16 protein-coding genes are annotated in these 19,615 nt (G+C 65.5%); all 16 read right to left on the bottom strand.

The genetic code is table 11. The features are described from left to right. A partial coding sequence (locus ACMUOO_RS11565) for a GTP-binding protein (RefSeq protein ID WP_413854725.1) occupies window positions 1–127 on the bottom strand: 127 nt, incomplete at its 3' end. 79 nt (window positions 128–206) lie between these two features. Next, a complete protein-coding gene (gene fusA, locus ACMUOO_RS11560; protein ID WP_301917469.1) occupies window positions 207–2,330 on the bottom strand; it encodes an elongation factor G in 2,124 nt (707 codons plus the stop codon). Window positions 2,331–2,355: 25 nt separating this feature from the next. Then, the gene (rpsG, locus tag ACMUOO_RS11555; protein WP_301917470.1) at window positions 2,356–2,826 is read right to left on the bottom strand and encodes a 30S ribosomal protein S7; all 471 of its coding nucleotides are present in this window, start codon (window positions 2,824–2,826) and stop codon (window positions 2,356–2,358) included. A 12-nt stretch (window positions 2,827–2,838) separates the two neighbouring features. Then, a complete protein-coding gene (gene rpsL / locus ACMUOO_RS11550; RefSeq protein WP_263340580.1) occupies window positions 2,839–3,210 on the bottom strand; it encodes a 30S ribosomal protein S12 in 372 nt (123 codons plus the stop codon). A 275-nt stretch (window positions 3,211–3,485) separates the two neighbouring features. Further along, entirely contained in the window at window positions 3,486–4,178 is a 693-nt protein-coding gene (locus ACMUOO_RS11545; protein ID WP_301917471.1) for a phosphatase PAP2 family protein, read from the bottom strand. Further along, window positions 4,165–5,592, bottom strand: coding sequence for an ArnT family glycosyltransferase (locus tag ACMUOO_RS11540; protein WP_301917472.1), 1,428 nt, complete (start codon window positions 5,590–5,592; stop codon window positions 4,165–4,167). Before ACMUOO_RS11540 ends, ACMUOO_RS11545 begins: the two co-directional genes overlap by 14 nt. Next, window positions 5,585–5,896: a lipid-A-disaccharide synthase N-terminal domain-containing protein gene (locus tag ACMUOO_RS11535; protein WP_301917473.1), complete on the bottom strand. Its 312-nt coding sequence runs from the start codon at window positions 5,894–5,896 to the stop codon at window positions 5,585–5,587. The genes ACMUOO_RS11540 and ACMUOO_RS11535 overlap by 8 nt, the downstream gene beginning before the upstream one ends. 1 nt (window position 5,897) lies before the next feature. Further along, window positions 5,898–6,620, bottom strand: coding sequence for a glycosyltransferase family 2 protein (locus ACMUOO_RS11530; protein ID WP_301917474.1), 723 nt, complete (start codon window positions 6,618–6,620; stop codon window positions 5,898–5,900). Between the two features lie 81 nt (window positions 6,621–6,701). Next, window positions 6,702–7,610, bottom strand: coding sequence for a DMT family transporter (locus ACMUOO_RS11525; RefSeq protein WP_301917475.1), 909 nt, complete (start codon window positions 7,608–7,610; stop codon window positions 6,702–6,704). A 109-nt stretch (window positions 7,611–7,719) separates the two neighbouring features. After that, entirely contained in the window at window positions 7,720–11,976 is a 4,257-nt protein-coding gene (rpoC, locus tag ACMUOO_RS11520; protein ID WP_413855300.1) for a DNA-directed RNA polymerase subunit beta', read from the bottom strand. Between the two features lie 49 nt (window positions 11,977–12,025). Beyond that, window positions 12,026–16,159 carry a DNA-directed RNA polymerase subunit beta gene (gene rpoB, locus ACMUOO_RS11515; protein WP_301917439.1) on the bottom strand — a complete coding sequence of 1,378 codons (4,134 nt, stop codon included), beginning with the start codon at window positions 16,157–16,159 and terminating at the stop codon, window positions 12,026–12,028. A gap of 258 nt (window positions 16,160–16,417) precedes the next feature. After that, on the bottom strand, window positions 16,418–16,798 hold the full coding sequence (gene rplL / locus ACMUOO_RS11510) for a 50S ribosomal protein L7/L12 (RefSeq protein ID WP_301917440.1): 381 nt from the start codon (window positions 16,796–16,798) through the stop codon (window positions 16,418–16,420). A 67-nt stretch (window positions 16,799–16,865) separates the two neighbouring features. Next, the gene (gene rplJ / locus ACMUOO_RS11505; RefSeq protein WP_291335074.1) at window positions 16,866–17,381 is read right to left on the bottom strand and encodes a 50S ribosomal protein L10; all 516 of its coding nucleotides are present in this window, start codon (window positions 17,379–17,381) and stop codon (window positions 16,866–16,868) included. 239 nt (window positions 17,382–17,620) lie between these two features. After that, a complete protein-coding gene (rplA, locus tag ACMUOO_RS11500) occupies window positions 17,621–18,319 on the bottom strand; it encodes a 50S ribosomal protein L1 (RefSeq protein ID WP_301917441.1) in 699 nt (232 codons plus the stop codon). A gap of 3 nt (window positions 18,320–18,322) precedes the next feature. Continuing rightward, window positions 18,323–18,775 (bottom strand): 50S ribosomal protein L11, encoded by a 453-nt coding sequence (rplK, locus tag ACMUOO_RS11495; RefSeq protein WP_301917442.1) that lies wholly within the window; start codon window positions 18,773–18,775, stop codon window positions 18,323–18,325. A gap of 94 nt (window positions 18,776–18,869) precedes the next feature. Continuing rightward, window positions 18,870–19,403 carry a transcription termination/antitermination protein NusG gene (nusG, locus tag ACMUOO_RS11490; protein WP_301917443.1) on the bottom strand — a complete coding sequence of 178 codons (534 nt, stop codon included), beginning with the start codon at window positions 19,401–19,403 and terminating at the stop codon, window positions 18,870–18,872. Between the last annotated feature and the right edge of the window lie 212 nt (window positions 19,404–19,615).

Genomic DNA, 19,615 nt, shown 5'->3' with positions numbered 1-19,615 from the left:
CATACGCCTTGAACTCGCCGAAATACTTCGTGATCGCAGCCGTCAGCGTCGTCTTGCCGTGGTCAACGTGGCCGATCGTCCCCACGTTCACGTGCGGTTTCGTCCGTTCAAACTTTGCCTTTGCCATGATGGCCTCCTTGTTCGGGTGGCAGGGCAGGCCCCGCCCTACGGGTGGTGGGTAGGGCGGGGTTCACCCCGCCACACCGTCATGCGTATTTCTTCTGGATCTCGTCCGAGATGTTCTGCGGGACCGCGTCATAATGGTCGAACAGCATCGTGAAGACCGCGCGGCCCGAGGACATCGAGCGCAGGTTGTTGATGTATCCGAACATGTTCGCGAGCGGGACCATCGCCGTGATCACGTTGGCGTTGCCGCGGCTGTCCTGGCCCTGCACCATGCCCCGACGCGACGTCAGGTCGCCGATGATGCCGCCGGTATATTCCTCCGGGGTCACGACCTCGACCTTCATGATCGGCTCGAGCAGCTTCGCGCCGGCCTTCTTCAGGCCCTCGCGCATCGCCGCACGGGACGCGATCTCGAACGCCAGCACCGAGCTATCGACGTCGTGGAACGCGCCGTCGATCAGCGCGACCTTGAAGTCGATGACCGGGAAGCCGGCGAGCGGACCCGAGTCCATGACCGACTTGATGCCCTTCTCGACGCCCGGGATGTATTCCTTGGGCACCGCGCCTCCGACGATCTTCGATTCGAACGAGTAGCCCTCGCCCGGTTGGGTCGGAGTGATGACGAGCTTCACGCGGGCGAACTGGCCCGTGCCGCCGGTCTGCTTCTTGTGGGTATAGTCGATCTCGGCCTCGCGGCTGATCGTCTCGCGGTAGGCGACCTGCGGAGCACCGATGTTCGCCTCGACCTTGAACTCCCGCTTCATGCGGTCGACGAGGATGTCGAGGTGAAGTTCGCCCATGCCCTTCATGATGGTCTGACCGCTTTCGATGTCGGTCTCCACCCGGAAGGACGGGTCCTCGGCGGCGAGCCGCTGCAGCGCCAGCGCCATCTTCTCCTGGTCGGCCTTCGACTTAGGCTCGACGGCGATCTCGATCACCGGCTCGGGGAAGGTCATGGTTTCGAGAACCACGGGCTTCGCCGGATCGCAGAGCGTGTCGCCCGTCGTCGTCTCCTTCAGGCCGGCAAGCGCGATGATGTCGCCCGCGAAGGCTTCGTCGATTTCTTCGCGGTTGATGGCGTGCATCATCATCATCCGGCCGACGCGCTCGCGCTTTCCCTTCGTGGAGTTCATCATCTGGTCGCCCTTCTTGAGCTGACCGGAATAGATGCGGGTGAAGGTGAGCGAGCCGACGAAGGGGTCGTTCATGATCTTGAAGGCCAGCGCCGAGAACGGCGCCGCATCGTCGGCGGGACGCTCGATGTTGCGCTCTTCGGCCTCGTCATCGGGGGAGAATCCCTTGAGCATCGGCACGTCGACCGGCGCCGGCAGGAAGTCGATGACCGCGTTCAGAAGCGGCTGAACACCCTTGTTCTTGAAGGACGATCCCGCCATGACCGGGAAGAAGGTCAGCGACAGAGTGCCCTTGCGGATCAGCTTGCGCAGCGTTTCGGCATCCGGCTCGTTGCCTTCGAGGTAGGCTTCCATCGCCTCGTCGTCCAGCTCGACGGCGAGTTCGATCATCTTGCCGCGCCACTCCTCGGCAATGTCCTTCATGTCGCTGCGGATCGGCTGACGGACCCAGCTCGCGCCGAGATCGTCGCCCTTCCAGACCCACTCTTCCATCTTGATCAGGTCGATGATGCCTTCCAGCTTGTCCTCGGCGCCGATTGGCAGGGCGACCGGGCAGGGGGTACCGCCGGTGCGGTCCTTGATCATCTTGACGCAGTTGAAGAAGTCGGCGCCGATCTTGTCCATCTTGTTGACGAAGACGATCCGCGGAACCTTGTAGCGGTCAGCCTGGCGCCACACCGTCTCGGTCTGCGGCTCGACGCCGGCGTTGGCGTCAAGAAGGCAGATCGCGCCGTCGAGAACCGCGAGCGAACGCTCGACCTCGATGGTGAAGTCCACGTGGCCGGGCGTGTCGATGATGTTGAAGCGGTACTTGGTGTCCGACGTGCCCTCGGCGCCCGAATCCTCCTGGCGCTGCCAGAAGGTCGTGGTGGCCGCCGAGGTGATGGTGATGCCGCGCTCCTGCTCCTGCTCCATCCAGTCCATCGTTGCGGCGCCGTCATGGACTTCGCCGATTTTGTGGGACTTGCCGGTGTAGTAGAGGATCCGCTCCGTCGTCGTGGTCTTGCCCGCGTCGATGTGGGCCATGATCCCGAAGTTGCGGTATCGGTTGAGGGGATAAGCGCGTGCCATCGTATTCGTCCTCGCTGCCGCCGGATTACCAGCGGTAATGGCTGAACGCCTTGTTGGCGTCGGCCATCTTGTGGGTGTCTTCGCGTTTCTTGACCGCGGTGCCGCGTCCGTTGACGGCATCGGCCAGTTCGGCGGCCAGACGCTCTTCCATCGTGTTCTCGTTGCGGTTCTTCGCGGCGGTGATCAGCCAGCGGATCGCCAGCGCCTCGCGGCGCTCGGGCCGGACCTCGACCGGAACCTGATAGGTCGCACCGCCGACGCGGCGGGAGCGGACCTCGAGCGAGGGCTTCACGTTGTCGAGCGCCTCGTGGAAGCACTCCACCGGCGACCGCTTCAGCCGGCCTTCGACCCGCTCGAGCGCGCTGTAGACGATGCGCTCGGCGACCGACTTCTTGCCGTCCACCATCAGGTTGTTCATGAATTTCGTCAGGACCCGGTCGCCATACTTGGCATCGGGCAGGACTTCGCGCTTTTCGGCAGCGTGACGACGCGACATCTGGTGATCTCCTTACTTCGGACGCTTCGCGCCGTATTTCGAGCGACGCTGGCGACGGTCCTTGACGCCCTGCGTATCGAGCACACCGCGAAGGATGTGGTAGCGCACGCCCGGAAGGTCCTTCACCCGGCCGCCGCGGATCAGGACCACGGAGTGTTCCTGCAGGTTGTGCTTCTCGCCGGGGATGTAGCTGATCACCTCGAAGCCGTTCGTGAGACGGACCTTCGCCACCTTCCGCATCGCCGAGTTCGGCTTCTTCGGCGTGGTGGTGTAGACGCGGGTGCAGACACCGCGCTTCTGCGGGCAGGATTCCAGGTGCTGCGACTTGGACTTCTGCGGCTTCGCTTCCCGGGGCTTCCGGATCAGCTGTTGGATCGTCGGCATTAACTCTCGCCCTATCTTGCAACCCGATCGACGTTCGCCCGTCAGCGACGTTCCCGGGGGCTTTCGCTCATGTGCGTGCCTTGCGCGTCCGCAAAACACCAAAACCGCATTCGTCCCCTGCGCGGGGGCGACGCGGTGGAATTCCAGAGGATCGGGGCTTGTGCCCGGATCGTGACCACTTCAGTTCTGATACACGTCCACGCGCAATTCACCCGTGGCCGAGTGCGGGCCGTATAGGGGGAGTCGCGGGGGTTGTCAACACGGGCTCTCGGCGCTCAGCGCCCCTTCAGCAGGAGCCGGTGCAGACCGAGTGCGAGCGCGAGGACGAGCAGCACCGCAAAGACCGTATCCGAAAGGAAATGCCGCCCGGTCACGACCCTCAGCGCGAGCCCCGCCACAGGCAGCGTTGCGCCCGCGAGCGCGTAAAGCGCGAAGGCCCGGCGCGGCAGGAGCCGCCAGGCATCGGGCGCAAGGACCACGAACGCGATGAGAAGCGCGGTCGCCGCCGATCCTTCACCCGAGACGAAGGAGCAGTTGGCAACGCACTGGTCGGCCGGGAGCCAGGGCGGCGTGAAGGCGGCCGGGCCGCCGAACTCCGCCACATCTACCGGGCGGGCCCGGCCCCAGTAGGTCTTGAGCACGCCGTTGACGAGGAGGATCGGCCCGAGGAGGTAGAGAAGGAAGATGAACCCCGCCTCGCGTGCATCGACGCCGAGAAGCGGCCTCCTTGCAAATGCGAAGCCGAGCGCGAGGATGGAGAAGGCGAATACGGCGATGGAGAGGTTCCAGATGCCGTTCCGCAGCGCCTCGATCCAGGGGTTTCCTGCCAGCCAGAAGCCTTCCTCAGCGCGGTAGAACCAGCCCGAGACGGTCAGGTCGATCCCCGGGATGGCCACAAAGACGCCAAGCGCGGCGAACGTCAGGATCGCGAGCGCGATCGCGGCCTTGCGGTGATCAAGGGGCGGCATTGGCGCAATCCGCGCTGATGCGCCAGGCGGCAAGGCCCCGGCCGGCGTAGGCGCCGCCCGAGGTTTCGAAGCGCGCAACCGGCGGGTCGGCCGCGCAGTCGGGCGCAGCCGTCGCGACGAATAGGACCGGCATGGAGCCGAGGCCGAGCGGATAGGTTTGCTCATAATAGTTTTGCGCGCGCCCATGCGGCGCGGGCGCCGCGAAGCCGAGGCCCGAGGCGCGGCCGGTGTGGAAGAGATCGGCAAGGATGTCGCGGTCGGCGGAAACCACCGTCGCCAACCCCTCCCCCTCGGCCGCGGCGATGATCTGCCGGCTGAGATCGGACCTGCCGAGGTAACGCGCAAGCAGCGGCTCGCCCTTCCATGCCGGCCAGGGGGCAAGCATGATCAGGATGGGCAACAGGACCGAGACCGCTCCGTTCACCGCCAGCGACACCGGCAGGAACCGTGGCGCATGGGCGCGAAGCATGCCCACCGCCAGCACGGTCCCGGGGAAATAGGCCGCGAGTGCCCAATTGGCATAGGCCTTGTCGAGAGCCGCCTGGACCGAGACGATCAGGAGCGGCGGCGCCGAGATGAGCGCAAGTGCCCGAAGCGCCGGCGCTCCGGGCCGGGCATACCCCCAGAGAAGCGCAGCGAAGACGACCGGCCCGACGACGGCGAACTGCGCCAGAAGGAATTCCGCCAACCCGGCCAGGTTCAGCCCGGAAAGCCAGCTTTCGCCCCGGACCCAACCCACGTTGTCCATCGTGTGCGCGACGGTCGTCAGCTGGTTTCCGAGGTTCCACAAGACGTTCGGCAGGATGGTTGCGCCAAACGCCACGATCAGCGCCAGGGTCGCGCGGGGCGGGATGCGGAAGGCAGGCATGAAGACGGCCGCCAGCCCGATACCGAAGAGAAGGTAGATCGCCGCGTACTTGGCGAGGAAGGCGAAGCCCGCCAGCACGCCTGCCAGCATCGCCACGCCCGCCCGCCCGGTCTTCGCCGCCCTGAGATGGCAAAGGAGAGCCGCCGCAAGGAAGGGCGCCATCACCGTGTCGGTCGAGATCAGGATCGAACCGAGCGCCGCCATCGGCAGGGTTACATAGGTCACGGCCGTCCACAGGGCAGCCCGGGCATCGGTAAGCCGCGCCGCCACTCCGCCAAGGAGAAGCGCCGTCGCCCCGTGGAGGACCGCACCCGGCAGGCGCACGAAAAAGGCCGCGTCGGAACCGAAAAGCTCCGTCACGCCCCGGATCACCCAGGCGATGAGCGGCGGTTTGGAATAGTAGCCGAGGTCGAGGTTCCGCCCCCAGAGCCAGTACTGGCTTTCATCGACGAAAAGGTCGGTCCGGTCGAACCAGAGGGCAACCAGACGCAGGGCCGTGGCCAATGCGACGATGGCCGCCGCGGGGCCGATCCAGCCCCTAGCCAAGGCCGTTTTCCCGCGCTTCCCGTTGGATGAGGACGAGATTCCTGAGGTATATGAAGACGCCCAGCGACTGGCCGAGCACGAAGACCGGATCGCGCCGGTAGATCGCATAGGCCAGAAGGATCACCCCGCCCGCCAGCGAGAAGTACCAGAAGACGACCGGCATCACGGATTTCCGCGCCCGCTCGGAAGCGATCCACTGGACGAGAAAGCGGCCGGTGAACATGAGCTGGCCGAAAAGCCCGAAGGCGACCCACCAGAACTCCGTCCGGCTTTCGACATGGAGGATGGCGAAGAGTCGATCCATCCTATTGCCCCTCCGTCGCGCGGGATTTCTTCTTCCGCCGGATGAGCCACATCACGCCCAGAAGGTCGATGGCGCCGACGAAGCCGCGCTGGAGGTTGCTGTAATGCGACCGGCCCGCATGACGCGGCGCATGGGCGACATCGACATGCGCGACCTCCCAACCGTCCCGGGCGAAGAGCGCGGGCAGGTAGCGGTGCATGTGGTTGAAGAAGGGCAGGCGCAGGAATCCCTCCCGCCGGAACGCCTTCAGCCCGCAGCCGGTGTCGCGCGTGCCATCCTTCAGCGCCTTGGAGCGGACCCAGTTTGCCAGCCGGGAGGCGAGTTTCTTCGAAATGGTGTCCTGCCGACCGACCCGTTGCCCGGCGACGAGCCCGATCCGCCCGGCGCCCGGAGCCAAAAGCGGCGCGATGAGCTTCGGCAGTTCCGACGGCGGGTTCTGGCCGTCGGCGTCGAGGGTGCAGACAATCCCGCCCTGCGCCGCCAGCACGCCGGAGTGGACGGCGGCACTCTGCCCGCCCGAGACGTCATGGCGGATGAGCCGGAGGTTCGGATGCGTCCGCATCCGGGCGCGGATGACCTCTGCGGTGGCATCGGTCGAGCCGTCGTCGACGACGAGAACCTCGTAGCCGCCCTGCGCGGCCAGCGCCGCGTCGATGCCATCCAGCAGCAGGGGGAGGTTGTCGGCCTCGTCCTTCGCGGGAATGACGATGGAGATGGTGACCATGTCTCTTGCTTCCCGGCCTGCGGTCCGCCTGTTGACGCCCGGCGGTCCTACTTCACGCCGGGCCGGTTGTAAATGTGGCGTTCAGCGAACGCGCAGGGGTGGCCGGTCGGGCATCGCGACGGACCGGCCCAGCCGGCGTTCACGGTGGAAGCTGTAGATGCCGGTCAGGATCACGATGCCGGCGCCGGCGAGCGTCAGCGTGTCGGGCCACTGCCCGAATGCGGCCCAGCCGAGGCCGATCGCCGCGATGAGCGCGGTGTAGCGGAAGGGCGCGACGAGGCTGATCTCGCCCACCCGCATGGCCATGACGATGAGCAGATAGCCGGCGATGAGGCAGGCGGCCGCAATCACGATGAGCGCCGCCTGCGCAGCGCCGACCGCCGCCCACCCGCCGAAGGGCAGGAGCGCGGCGCCGGTGACCGTCACCGAAAGTGCTGCGGTCACGGCGACCGTGACAGAGGGAAGCGCGCTCGACATCCGCCGTGTCGTCAGGTCGCGCAGCACGACAAAGCCCACGGATGCCATGCCGACGAGCGCCCAGCGGTCGAATCCTTCCGTGCCGGGACGCACGATAAGGAGGACGCCGGCGAAGCCGATGACGATGGCCGTGAACCGCCGCCAGCCGACCGGCTCCCTGAGGAGGAGCGCCGCCGCCAGCGTGACGGCGAGCGGCAGGAACTGCAGGATCGCGGAGAGGTTGGCGAGCGGCATATGGCGCAGCGCGGAGAGGAAAGTGAGCGTACCGCCGACCTCGCCGAGGGTGCGCAGGACAAGCCACTTGCGGTCGCTCGCCTCCATGCCGAAGCGCAGGCTCCCCATGTGCCAGCCGATGGCGAGAAGCGCGAGCGTGGCGAGTGCGCCGCGCAGGAACATCGCCTGGTAGAGCGGCAGTACCTGCGTGACCGCCTTCATGCAGGCGTCGTTCGCCGTGAAGGCGGTCATCGCCACGCTCATGTAGAGCGCGCCGCGCGCGTTGTCGGACAATGGCATTGGGCCTCCCCGCACTGCGCCCTCGGGGGAGCGCGCTTCGTTGTGGCTTGGCCCGCGGCAAAAGAAAACCCCCGCCGAAGCGGGGGATTCCTCGCGTTTCTCGACGCGATCAGCCCTCGCGGCTCTCGTAGGTGTCCACGAGCCCGCTGTCGGCGTCGATCTCGATCACGTCGTCGAGCACCGTCTCCGACGGCGCCACAAGGGCCGCGGCCCGCTCGGCTTCCTGCTTGCGCTGCTCGATCACCTTCTGGTCGCGGTCGTGGGCGATCTTGCGCACGCGCATGGTCGCCCCACCGGTGCCGGCCGGGATCAGGCGGCCGACGATGACGTTCTCCTTCAGACCCACGAGCGTGTCGCGCTTGCCCTGCACGGCGGCTTCGGTGAGGACGCGCGTGGTCTCCTGGAACGAGGCCGCCGAGATGAACGATCGGGTCTGGAGCGAGGCCTTGGTGATGCCCAGGAGGACGGGCTCCCCGGTGGCCGGCTTCCCGCCCCGCGCGGCGACCTTGTCGTTCTCCTCGTCGAACTCCGGCTTGTCGACGTGTTCGCCCTTCAGGAGCGTCGTCTCGCCCGAGTCGAGGATCTCGATCTTCTGCAGCATCTGGCGGACGATCACTTCGATGTGCTTGTCGTTGATCTTCACGCCCTGCAGGCGATAGACGTCCTGCACCTCGTCGATGAGGTAGTCGGCGAGCGCCTCGATCCCCATTATCCGCAGGATGTCATGCGGCGCGGGATTGCCGTCCATGATGTAGTCGCCCTTCTGGACGAAGTCACCTTCCTGCACCGGAATGTGCTTGCCCTTCGGCACCATGTATTCGACCGGCTGGATCGTCTCGTCCGTCGGCTCGATCGTGATCCGGCGCTTGTTCTTGTAGTCCTTGCCGAAGCGCACGTAGCCGTCGATCTCGGCGATGATCGCGTGGTCCTTTGGACGACGGGCCTCGAACAGTTCCGCCACGCGGGGCAGACCCCCGGTGATGTCCTTGGTCCTGGCGCCTTCGCGCGGGATACGTGCGACGACGTCACCGGCCCGGATATCCTGGCCGTCCTCGATCGAGAGGATGGCGTCCACCGACATCGGATAGCTGACGGGGTTGCCCGCGTCGTTGCGCACCGGTTCGCCTGTGGTCGGGTCCATGATGATGATCTCGGGCTTGAGGTCCGAGCCGCGCGGCGCGGTGCGCCAGTCGGTGACGATTTTCTGGGTCATGCCCGTGGCCTCGTCCGTCTCGTCACGGACCGCGATGCCCGAGATGAGGTCGACGAACTTCGCCACGCCCGCCTTCTCGGCGATGATCGGCAGCGTGTAGGGGTCCCACTCGTAGAGCTTGGCGCCACGCTTGACGGACTGCCCGTCCTTGACGTGGATCTTCGCGCCGTACGCGACCTTGTGGCTCGCCCGTTCCTGCCCCGCTTCATCGACGATGGCCACCTGCATGTTGCGGCCCGTCACGATCTGCTCGCCGTTGGCGTTCTCAAGCAGCATCGGGTTGCGGAACACGACCTTGCCTTCCTGGCTCGCCTCCTGGAAGGACTGCTGGCCGCCCTGGGCGATGCCGCCGATGTGGAATGTCCGCATCGTCAGCTGGGTGCCCGGCTCGCCGATCGACTGGGCGGCGATGATGCCCACCGCCTCACCGATGTTGACGAGCGTGCCGCGCGCGAGGTCGCGCCCGTAGCACATGGCGCAAACGCCCTCCTCGGCCTCGCAGGTCAGCGCCGAACGGATGCGCACCGAGACGACTCCCGCGGTTTCCACGGCCTCGGACTTGCGCTCGTCGATCAGTTCGCCGCGGCGGACGATGATCTCGTCGGTGCCCGGGACCATCACGTCATCGGCAGCGACACGGCCAAGGATGCGTTCCGAAAGCGGGCTGACCACTTCCCCGTCGTTGACCGCAGCCGAGGCCGTGATCGCACGGTCGGTGCCGCAATCGGGCAGCCGCACGATGCAGTCCTGCGCCACGTCCACCAGACGACGGGTCAGATAGCCCGAGTTCGCCGTCTTCAGCGCCGTGTCGGCAAGGCCCTTGCGCGCGCCGTGCGTCGAGTTGAAGTACTCGAGCACCGTGAGGCCTTCCTTGAAGTTCGAGATGATCGGCGTCTCGATGATCTCGCCCGACGGCTTGGCCATCAGGCCGCGCATCCCGCCAAGCTGCTTCATCTGCGCCGGCGAACCCCGCGCCCCGGAGTGCGACATCATGTAGACGGAGTTCGGCTCGCGCTCGGCGCCCGCGTCGTCGACGCGCACGGCGGAGATTTCCTTCATCATCTCGGCCGCGACCGCGTCCGAACATTTCGACCATGCATCGACGACCTTGTTGTACTTCTCACCCTGGGTGATCAGGCCGTCCATGTACTGCTGTTCGAATTCCTTCACCTGGTCGCGGACCTCGTTGACGATGGACCACTTCTTCTCGGGGATGACCATGTCGTCCTTGCCGAAGGAGATGCCGGCCCGGAAGGCCTCGCGGAAGCCGAGGCCCATGATCTGGTCGCAGAAGATCACCGATTCCTTCTGGCCGCAGTAGCGGTAGACAGTGTCGATTACGTTCTGCACGTCCTTCTTCCTGAGAAGCCGGTTCACGAGCTCGAACGGCGCCTTGGCGTTCAGGGGCAGGAGCGCGCCGAGGCGCACGCGGCCCGGCGTCGTCTCGTACCGCTTCCACACCTCGTTGCCCTCGGCGTCGATCTGCTTCACGCGCGCGGTGATCCGCGAATGCAGATGCACCTCGCCCGCGTCCAGCGCGTGCTGCACCTCGTCGGCGTCTGCGAAGACCATGCCTTCGCCCTGCATGCCCTTGCGCTCCATCGACACGTAATAGAGTCCAAGCACCATGTCCTGCGAGGGCACGATGATCGGCGCGCCGTTGGCGGGCGACAGCACGTTGTTCGTCGACATCATCAGGACGCGCGCCTCAAGCTGCGCCTCCAGCGACAGCGGGACGTGCACGGCCATCTGGTCGCCGTCGAAGTCGGCGTTGAAGGCCGAACAGACGAGCGGGTGAAGCTGGATCGCCTTGCCCTCGATCAGGATCGGCTCGAAGGCCTGGATGCCCAGACGGTGCAGCGTCGGCGCCCGGTTCAGCAGCACCGGATGCTCGCGGATGACCTCGTCGAGGATGTCCCAGACCTCCGGGCGTTCCTTCTCCACCAGCTTCTTGGCCTGCTTGACGGTGCTCGAAAGACCCTTGGCCTCCAGCCGCGAGTAGATGAACGGCTTGAAGAGTTCGAGCGCCATCTTCTTCGGCAGGCCGCACTGGTGCAGCTTCAGCTCCGGCCCGGTGACGATGACCGAGCGCCCCGAGAAGTCCACGCGCTTGCCGAGAAGGTTCTGGCGGAACCGGCCCTGCTTGCCCTTCAGCATGTCGGACAGCGACTTCAAGGGGCGCTTGTTCGCGCCGGTGATCACCCGGCCGCGGCGGCCATTGTCGAAGAGCGCATCGACCGATTCCTGCAGCATCCGCTTTTCGTTGCGGACGATGATGTCGGGGGCGCGCAACTCGATCAGCCGCTTCAGGCGGTTGTTACGGTTGATGACGCGGCGGTAGAGGTCGTTGAGGTCGGACGTGGCGAAGCGGCCGCCGTCCAGCGGCACCAGCGGCCTGAGTTCCGGCGGGATGACCGGGATCACGGTCAGCACCATCCATTCCGGGCGGTTGCCGGATTCCAGGAAGTTCTCGACGATCTTCAGCCGCTTGATGATCTTCTTCGGCTTCAGCTCACCGGTGGCTTCCTTCAGCTCCTCGCGAAGCTGCTCGGCCGTCGCCTCGAGGTCGATTGCGGCCAGCATCTCGCGGATCGCCTCGGCGCCGATATTGGCGGTGAAGGCGTCGGCGCCATACTGGTCCTGCGCGTCGAGGAATTCTTCCTCGGTCAGAAGCTGGCCATAGCTCAGGTCGGTCAGACCCGGCTCGATGACGACGTAGTTCTCGAAATAGAGGATGCGCTCGAGGTCGCGCAGCGTCATGTCGAGCATGAGGCCGATGCGCGACGGCAGCGACTTCAGGAACCAGATGTGCGCGACCGGGGCGGCCAGCTCGATATGGCCCATCCGTTCGCGGCGCACCTTCTGCAGCGTGACTTCCACGCCGCATTTCTCGCAGACGACGCCGCGATACTTCATGCGCTTGTACTTGCCGCAAAGGCACTCGTAGTCCTTGATCGGCCCGAAGATGCGCGCGCAGAAGAGCCCGTCACGTTCCGGCTTGAAGGTCCGGTAGTTGATCGTCTCGGGCTTCTTGATCTCGCCGTAGGACCAGCTGAGGATGCGCTCGGGCGAGGCGAGCGAGATCTTGATCTCGTCGAACTGCTTCGGCGCGGCCAGCGGGTTGAACGGGTTGTTGGTCAGTTCCTGGTTCATATTGCGTCCTTCAGATCAGGGGATGGGAAAGCAAGGGCGGCGGCCGCCCTCACTCCTCCTCCGCATCCAGGAGTTCCATGTTGAGGCCGAGGCCCCGCACTTCCTTGACGAGAACGTTGAACGATTCCGGCACGCCGGCCTCGAAGTTGTCCTCGCCCTTGACGATGCTCTCGTAGACCTTGGTCCGGCCCGCCACGTCGTCCGACTTGACGGTGAGCATCTCCTGCAGGGTGTAGGCCGCGCCGTAGGCTTCCAGCGCCCAGACCTCCATTTCCCCGAAACGCTGGCCGCCGAACTGGGCCTTGCCGCCCAGGGGCTGCTGCGTGACGAGGCTGTAGGGCCCGGTCGAGCGCGCGTGGATCTTGTCGTCGACGAGGTGGTGAAGTTTCAGGAGATACTTCACGCCCACCGTCACGGGCCGCGCGAACCGCTCGCCCGTGCGGCCATCGAAGAGCGCGGACTGGCCGGAGACATCGAACCCCGCGCGGAGCAGCGCGTCGTTCACGTCAGCCTCCTTGGCTCCGTCGAAGACGGGCGTCGCGATCGGCACGCCGCGGCGCACCGTCTCGGCGCGTTCGACAAGCGTCCCGGCGTCGAGATCGGCGAATGCTTCGTCATAGGCTTCGTCGCCGTAGCCATGCTTCAGCGCATCACGCACCGGCGTCAGGTCGCCCGTCCGCCGGTAGTCCTGCAAGGCGTCGTCGATCCTGAGGCCGAGGCCCCGCGCGGCCCAGCCCATGTGGGTCTCGAGGATCTGGCCGACGTTCATCCGCGACGGCACGCCCAGGGGGTTGAGCACCATGTCGACCGGGGTTCCATCGCCGAGGAAAGGCATGTCCTCGATCGGCACGACCTTGGACACCACGCCCTTGTTGCCGTGACGGCCGGCCATCTTGTCACCCGGCTGCAGCTTGCGCTTCACCGCGACGAAGACCTTGACCATCTTCATCACGCCCGGCGGCAGGTCGTCGCCGCGCCGCACCTTCTCGACCTTGTCCTCGAATCGGTGCTCGAGCGCGCGTTTCTGCGCCTCGAACTGTGCGTTCAGCGCCTCGACTTCCTGCGCGTCCTTCTCTTCGGCAAGCGCAAGCTGCCACCACTGGCCGCGGCTCAGGCTTTCCAGAAGCTCCTCGTCGATCGCGGCGTTGGGCTTGATGCCCTTCGGCCCCTTGACCGCGGTCTTGCCCATGATCATGGACTTCAGGCGCGCGTAGATGTTGCGCTCGAGGATGGCGAGCTCGTCGTCACGGTCGCGGGCGAGCCGTTCGACCTCCTCGCGCTCGATCTGCAGGGCGCGCTCGTCCTTGTCTACGCCGTGGCGGTTGAAGACGCGCACTTCCACGACCGTGCCGAAATCGCCCGGCGGTAGCCGCAGCGAGGTGTCGCGCACGTCCGACGCCTTCTCGCCGAAGATGGCGCGGAGAAGCTTTTCCTCCGGCGTCATCGGGCTTTCGCCCTTGGGCGTGATCTTGCCCACGAGAATGTCGCCCGGGCCCACTTCGGCTCCGATATAGACGATGCCCGCCTCGTCGAGGTTGCGCAGCGCCTCCTCGCCCACGTTCGGGATGTCGCGGGTGATTTCCTCCGGCCCGAGCTTCGTGTCGCGGGCGGCGACTTCGTATTCCTCGATGTGGATCGAGGTGAAGACGTCGTCGCGCACGATCCGTTCGGAGATCAGGATCGAGTCCTCGTAGTTGTAGCCGTTCCACGGCATGAAGGCGACGATGACGTTCTTGCCGAGCGCCAGCTCGCCCATCTCTGTCGAGGGACCATCGGCGATAACGTCGCCCTTGCCGACCCTGTCGCCCACCTTGATGAGCGGACGCTGGTTGATGCAGGTGTTCTGGTTCGACCGCTGGAACTTGCGCAGGCGGTAGATGTCCACACCGGCATCGCCGATCTCAAGGTCCTCCGTCGCCCGGATCACGATCCGGGTCGCGTCGACCTGGTCGATCACGCCGCCGCGGCGGGCAACGATCGCCGCGCCGGAATCGAGCGCGACCTTGGCCTCTATGCCCGTGCCGACGAAGGGCGCGTCCGCCTGCAGCAGCGGCACCGCCTGGCGCTGCATGTTCGAACCCATCAGCGCGCGGTTCGCGTCGTCGTTCTCGAGGAACGGGATCAGCGAGGCCGCGACCGAAACGAGCTGCTTCGGCGACACGTCGATGAGGTCGATCACGTCGGGCGGGTTCAGCATGAATTCGCCCGACTGGCGGGTCGAGACGAGGTCGTTCTTGAACCGGCCGTTCTCGTCGAGATTGGCGTTGGCCTGGGCCACGGTGTGGCGCATTTCCTCGGTGGCGGACATGTATTGCACGTCGTCCGTGACCTGGCCGTCCTTCACCTTGCGGTAAGGCGTCTCGATGAAGCCGTACTTGTTCACCCGCGCGAAGGTGGCGAGCGAGTTGATGAGACCGATGTTCGGGCCTTCCGGCGTCTCGATCGGGCACATCCGGCCGTAGTGCGTCGGGTGCACGTCGCGCACCTCGAAGCCCGCGCGCTCTCGCGTCAGGCCACCCGGCCCGAGGGCCGACAGGCGCCGCTTGTGCGTGACCTCCGACAGGGGGTTGGTCTGGTCCATGAACTGCGAAAGCTGGCTGGAGCCGAAGAACTCCCTCACCGCCGCCGCCGCAGGCTTGGCGTTGATGAGATCCTGCGGCATGACCGTGTCGATCTCGACCGAGGACATGCGCTCCTTGATCGCGCGCTCCATGCGCAGGAGGCCGACGCGATACTGGTTTTCCATCAGCTCGCCCACCGACCGGACCCGGCGGTTGCCGAGGTGGTCGATGTCGTCGATCTCGCCCTTGCCGTCCCTCAGTTCCACCAGTGCCTTGACGCAGGCCACGATGTCCTCGCGGTCGAGCGTGCGCTGCGTGTCCGGCTTGCCGAGGTCGAGCCGCATGTTCATCTTGACCCGCCCAACGGCCGAGAGGTCATAGCGCTCGCGGTCGAAGAACAGCGTGTCGAAGAGCGCCGAGGCGGCCTCCACGGTCGGCGGCTCGCCCGGGCGCATGACCCGGTAGATGTCCATCAGCGCGGTGTCGCGGTTCCAGTTCTTGTCCGCGGCCATCGTGTTGCGGATGTAGGGACCGACGTTGACGTTGTCGATGTCGAGGACCGGGATCGTGGTGATCCCATTGTCCAGAAGCACCTTGAGCGTACCGCCCGAGACCTCGCCGTCGCGGTCGAGCGTCTGCGTCAGCTCGTCGCCGGCCTCGACATAGATCGCGCCGGTGGCCTCGTTGATGATGTCCTTGGCGACGTAGCGGCCGAGGATGTGGTCGAAGGGCACGAGAAGATCGGTGACCTTGGCATCGTCGATCCACTTCTTGACCATGCGCGGCGTGGCCTTTTCGCCCGCCTTGCAGATCACCTCGCCGGTGGCCGCATCGACGAGGTCATAGGTCGGCCGCGTTCCGCGCACGCGCTCGGGGAAGAACCGGGTCACCCAACCCTTGTTCTTCACCAACTTGAACTCGACGGTGTTGAAATAGGCATCCATGATGCCTTCCTGGTCGAGTCCGAGCGCATAGAGCAGCGTCGTGACCGGCAGCTTGCGGCGACGGTCGATTCGGGCAAAGACGATGTCCTTGGCGTCGAACTCGAAGTCGAGCCACGAGCCGCGGTAGGGAATGATCCGGCAGGCGAAGAGAAGCTTGCCCGAGGAATGCGTCTTGCCCTTGTCGTGGTCGAAGAACACGCCGGGCGAGCGGTGCATCTGGCTGACGATCACCCGCTCGGTCCCGTTGACGATGAAGGTGCCGTTCGGCGTCATCAGGGGCATGTCGCCCATGTAGACGTCCTGTTCCTTGATGTCCTTCACCGAACGCGCGCCGGTATTCTCGTCCACATCGAACACGATCAGCCGCAGCGTCACCTTCAGCGGCGCGGCATAGGTCATGTCACGGGTCTGGCATTCGTCCACGTCGTACTTCGGCTTCTCGAGCTCGTACTTCACGAACTCGAGGATCGCGTTCTCGTTGAAGTCCTTGATCGGGAAGACTGACTGGAACACGCCCTGGATCCCTTCCCCGTCGGCCGGCTTCTCGCCGTCGCCCGATTTCAGGAAAAGGTCGTATGAGGATTTCTGAACCTCGATGAGGTTCGGCATCTCGAGGACTTCGCGGATCTTGCCGAAGTATCTGCGGATACGCTTCTGGCCAACGGTTGCCTGCGCCATGCTCGTCGTCACCTTTCGTCGCTTCGCGGGGGCGGCACCGTCGGGGTCACGGGGCCGCGCCGCTTCTGGACAAGGGGGGTCGGTTCCATACCTGCCACCCGTCCCACCGGATGGCTCCCGAACCGTCAACCGCGCCTTGGAAGGGACACCCCGGGCACCGTCCGCGGATGCCCCTTCCAAGACAGGTTTGGCCGGGCCCGGGAAACGCCCCGGACCCAGCCAGTTTCAGCGATCAGAGTGCCGGGGCACCCTGCCCGATCACTTGAGCTCGACCTTGGCGCCGGCCGCTTCGAGCTTCTTCTTGATCTCTTCGGCTTCGGCCTTCGCCGCAGCTTCCTTGACCTTGCCGCCGGCCTCGACGAGGTCCTTGGCTTCCTTCAGGCCAAGACCGGTGATCGCGCGGACTTCCTTGATCACGTTGATCTTGTTGGCGCCCGCGTCGGTCAGCACGACGTCGAACTCGGTCTTCTCTTCCGCGGCTTCGGCGGCAGCGCCGCCCGCGGCCGGGCCCGCCATCATGACCGCGCCGCCGGCGGCGGGCTCGATGCCGTACTCGTCTTTCAGGATTTGCTTCAGTTCCTGGGCCTGGAGAAGCGTGAGGTTCACGATCTCTTCGGCGAGTTTCTTCAGATCAGCCATTTCTCTCATCCGTTCCTAGCTATGTGTTCCAACGTCGGGTTTCATCCCCACGAAGGCACGAGGTTGCTCACGCGGCTTCCCGCTCTTCCAGAGTCGAAAGGATGCCCGCGATGTTCGAAGCAGGTGCGCCAATGGCCCCGGCGATGTTCGCCGCCGGCGCGCCGATGCAGGCCACGATCGAAGCGATGAGCTCCTCCCGCGACGGCATCGAGGCGACGGCTTTGACGCCGGCCGGGTCCAGAGCCGTGTTGCCCATGGCGCCGCCGAGGATCACGAACTTGTCGTTCTTCTTGGCATAGGCGTCCGCGATCTTCGCCGCAGCGACGGGATCCTCGGAATAGGTCAGCACGGTCATGCCCGTGAGAAGCTTGCCGATGCTTTCGCAGGGCTTGCCGTCAAGGGCGATCTTGGCGAGCCTGTTCTTGGCGACGCGGACGGACCCGCCGACGGAACGCATTTCCGCCCTGAGGTCCTGCATCTGAGCAACCGTCATGCCGTCGTAGCGGGCAACCACCACAACGCCAGAGCTTTCGAAGATCTGGCCGAGTTCCTCGACCACTTTCTCTTTCTGGGCTCTATCCACGGTTTCACTCCAAGTGTGGGGGTTTCCCCCCGGCTCAAGTTTGCCCCCGATGGGATCGGGGGTTCGGGTCCGGATGGTCCCGAGGCCAGGATCGCCCGAGGCCTGGCCCCGGATAGTCCAGTCTCGTTTCCCATCTCAGGAAGGATTTATGGAGTCTCCTCCACCCTCCGTCTCGGACAGGACGGGGCGTTTCCGCCCCGTCATTCGCCGGGCAACTGCGCCCGGCAAATCTCGTGCGCTCAGTGCGCGGTTGCCGACGTCAGGTCGACGCTGACGCCCGGCCCCATGGTTGAGGAAAGCGACACCTTCTTCAGATAGGTGCCCTTCGCCCCCGAGGGCTTCGCGCGGCTCACCGCCTCGACGAAGGCGCGGATGTTCTGGGCGAGCTTTGCCTCGTCGAACGACACCTTGCCGACGCCGGCGTGGATGACGCCCGCCTTCTCGACCTTGAACTGTACCTCTCCGCCCTTCGCTGCCTCGACCGCCGACTTCACGTCCATCGTGACGGTCCCGACCTTCGGGTTCGGCATCAGGTTTCGGGGCCCGAGGATCTTGCCCAGGCGACCCACGAGCGGCATCATGTCCGGCGTGGCGATGCAGCGGTCGAACTCGATCTTGCCGGACTGGATCGTCTCCATCAGGTCTTCGGCGCCGACGATGTCGGCCCCGGCGGCCTTGGCCTCGTCGGCCTTGCCGCCGCGCGCGAAGACGGCAACGCGAACGGTCTTGCCGGTGCCGTTCGGCAGCGTGACGACGCCGCGGACCATCTGGTCGGCGTGGCGCGGATCGACGCCGAGGTTCATCGCGATCTCGACCGTCTCGTCGAATTTCGCCGAGGCGGCGCCCTTGATAAGCTTCACGGCGTCCTCGACGGTGAGGTTCGACTTCCCGTCGAACGCGGCGCGGGCTGCGGCGGTGCGTTTAGCGATCTTGGTCATGGCTTACCCCTTAACCTCGATGCCGCAGGACTTCGCCGAGCCGAGGATGATCTTCATCGCGGCCTCGACGTCGTTGGCCGACAGGTCCTTCATCTTCGCTTCGGCGATCTGGCGCACCTGCGCGACGGTCACGGTCCCCGCGACCTCGCGGCCGGGCTTCGTGGACCCCTTCGGACGGTTGCGCTTGCCCACCGGCTTCAGGCCGGCCGCCTTCTTGAGATAGAAGGACGCCGGCGAGGTCTTCATCTCGAACGAGAAGGACTTGTCGGCGTAGTAGGTGATGACGACCGGGATCGGCGAACCCGGCTCCATCTCCTGGGTCTTCGCGTTGAAGGCCTTGCAGAATTCCATGATGTTGATCCCGCGCTGACCCAGCGCCGGACCGATCGGCGGGGACGGGTTGGCTTGACCCGCCTTCACCTGCAGCTTGAGGCTGCCCATTACCTTCTTGGCCATCTGGCCTGCTCCTTCGTCACTGGTGCCCGAAGGCACAGTTTAGTGGTCCGGTCCTCCCCGACGCGATCGGGGATCGCCTCCCACGGCTCCCACGTCAGGCGACTTTCTGCACCTGCGTGAATTCCAGCTCGACCGGCGTCGGCCGGCCAAAGATCGATACCGTCACCTTCAGGCGGCTGGAGTGTTCGTCCACTTCCTCGACCATCCCCGAGAAGCCGTCGAACGGCCCGTCGGTGACCTTCACATGCTCGCCGATCTCGAACCGGATCAGGTTACGCGGGGCCGCCTCGCCTTCCTCGGCGCGCTTGAGGATGCCGTTCACCTCGGCGTCGCGCATCGGCATCGGCTTGCCCTGCGGACCGAGGAACCCTGTCACCCGGTTGATCGAGGTGATCAGGTGATAGCCCCGGTCGGTCATGTCCATGTGCACGAGAACATAGCCCGGCATGAAGCGTCGCTCGGACGTGACCTTCTTGCCGCGGCGGATCTCGATGACCTCCTCGGTCGGCACGAGGACCTCGTCGATCTCGTCCTGAAGGCCCTTCTCGGCGACGGAATGCCGGATCTGCTCGGCAACCTTCTTCTCGAAGTTCGAGAGAACGCTCACCGAATACCACCGCTTCGCCATCTGCCTCAGACCCCGCTCACCCGGCCACAGTCCGCCGGAAATTCCCGTAATTCCAGTGGGTTGCCCCACGCTCCCCCGAACAAAAACAGCGCGCATACCGAATCGTTGCGCGCCGGTTCCGGGAAAGTCCGCCTCAGTTACAAGCGTTCCCGTGCGATTTCAAGGCCGAATGGACCTCAGCCGCCGATCCCGAGGATCGCCGTGAGCCCGGT

The sequence above is a fragment of the Albidovulum sp. genome (assembly GCF_041919395.1).
Taxonomy (GTDB): domain Bacteria; phylum Pseudomonadota; class Alphaproteobacteria; order Rhodobacterales; family Rhodobacteraceae; genus Albidovulum.
The sequence above is the reverse complement of the archived record's forward strand: the minus strand, read 5'-3'. Positions and strand labels throughout refer to the sequence as shown.